The sequence below is a fragment of the Stenotrophomonas maltophilia group sp. Smal32 genome (genome assembly GCF_030237085.1).
Lineage (GTDB): Bacteria > Pseudomonadota > Gammaproteobacteria > Xanthomonadales > Xanthomonadaceae > Stenotrophomonas > Stenotrophomonas maltophilia_Q.
The window spans coordinates 1-2,077 of the sequence record NZ_JASJSI010000209.1 but is presented as its reverse complement, the minus strand read 5'-3'; the positions used below and the strand labels follow the sequence as shown (position 1 = coordinate 2,077).

The window sequence follows — 2,077 nt, the reverse complement described above, 5'->3', positions numbered from 1 at the left end:
GATGGGGCAAACTGAGGGGGATCGGTCGCCGCAATGCTGCGACCGCACACACAAAGTCAACGTGCAAGTGAGGGTGCCATGGCTGATATCTACCCCGTCGATCCGCAGTTCGCCGCCAAGGCACGCATCGACAAGACGTCCTACCAACAGCAGTACCAGGCTTCGGTGACCGACCCGGATGGTTTCTGGGGCAAGGCCGCCGAACGGCTGGAGTGGATGCGCAAGCCGACGAAGATCAGGAACGTCAGCTACGACCTGTCCGACTTCCACATCAAGTGGTTCGAGGATGGCGAGCTCAATGCCAGCGTGAACTGCCTGGATCGCCAGCTCGAGAAGCGCGGCGACAAGACCGCCCTGCTGTTCGAGCCGGACGGCCCGGATGCACCCGCCCAGCACGTGACCTATCGCGAGCTGTACGAGCGCACCTGCCGCCTCGGCAATGCGCTGCGCAACCTCGGGGTCAGGAAGGGCGACCGCGTCACCATCTACCTGCCGATGATCGTCGACGCCGCCGTGGCCATGCTGGCCTGCGCGCGCATCGGTGCGATCCACTCGGTGGTGTTCGGTGGCTTCGCGCCGAACTCGATCGCCGACCGCGTCAGCGACTGCCAGAGCAAGCTGATCATCACCGCCGACGAAGGCCTGCGCGGTGGCCGCAGGATTCCGCTGAAGGCCAACGTCGATGCCGCGCTGAAGCTGCCCGGCACCAATACCGTGGAAACCGTGCTGGTGGTGCGCCACACCGGCGGCGCGGTGGACATGCAGGCGCCGCGCGACCGCTGGTTCCATGATGTGGTGGACAGCCAGCCGGCCAGCTGCGAGCCGGAACGCATGAACGCGGAAGACCCGCTGTTCATCCTCTACACCTCCGGTTCCACCGGCAAGCCGAAGGGCGTGCTGCATACCACCGGTGGCTACCTGCTGTACGCAGCCTACACCCATGAAGCGGTGTTCGACCTGCGCGAGGACGACATCTACTGGTGCACCGCCGACGTCGGCTGGGTCACCGGCCACAGCTACATCGTGTACGGGCCGCTGGCCAACGGCGCGACCTCGCTGATGTTCGAAGGCGTGCCGAACTACCCGGACACCTCGCGCTTCTGGAACGTCATCGACAAGCACAAGGTCAGCATCTTCTACACCGCCCCGACCGCCATCCGTGCGCTGATGCGCGAGGGCGAGGAGCCGGTAAAGAAGACCTCGCGCACCTCGCTGCGCCTGCTCGGCAGCGTGGGCGAGCCGATCAATCCGGAAGCCTGGCGCTGGTACTACGAGGTGGTCGGCGACAGCCGTTGCCCGATCGTCGATACCTGGTGGCAGACCGAGACCGGCGGCATCCTGATCTCGCCGCTGGCCGGTGCGATGGATCTGAAGCCGGGTTCGGCCACCCTGCCCTTCTTCGGCGTGCAGCCGGCGCTGGTCAATGCTGATGGCGAGATCCAGGACGGCCCGACCGAGGGCAACCTGATCATCCGTGACTCCTGGCCGGGCCAGATGCGCACGGTGTACGGCGACCACCAGCGCTTCATCGATACCTATTTCCGCACCTACCCGGGCAGCTACTTCACCGGCGACGGTTGCCGCCGCGACGAGGACGGCTATTACTGGATCACCGGCCGCGTTGACGACGTGATCAACGTGTCCGGCCACCGCATCGGCACCGCCGAAGTGGAAAGCGCGCTGGTCTCGCACCCGAAGGTGGCCGAGGCGGCCGTGGTCGGTTTCCCGCACGACGTGAAGGGCCAGGGCATCTATGCCTACGTGACCCTGGTGGCCGAAGAGGCGCCGAGCGACGAACTGCAGAAGGAACTGGTCGCCTGGGTACGCAAGGAAATCGGCCCGATCGCCACGCCGGACCACCTGCAGTGGGCGCCGGGCCTGCCGAAGACCCGCTCGGGCAAGATCATGCGCCGCATCCTGCGCAAGATCGCCGAGAACGCGCCGGACCAGCTTGGCGACACCTCGACCCTGGCCGACCCGTCGGTGGTGGCGTCGCTGGTGGACGAGCGCAAGGTACGCTGATGCACGACCCGGGGTGTGATACCTTTCCGCCACGTAAAGGCTATGAAACCATGGG

1 protein-coding gene is annotated in these 2,077 nt (G+C 65.9%); it reads left to right on the top strand.

The genetic code is table 11. The annotated features are described in order from the left end of the window. The first annotated feature begins 78 nt into the window (after positions 1-78). Positions 79-2,022 (top strand): acetate--CoA ligase, encoded by a 1,944-nt coding sequence (acs, locus tag QRO91_RS22350; protein ID WP_049432091.1) that lies wholly within the window; start codon positions 79-81, stop codon positions 2,020-2,022. Positions 2,023-2,077: the final 55 nt, after the last annotated feature.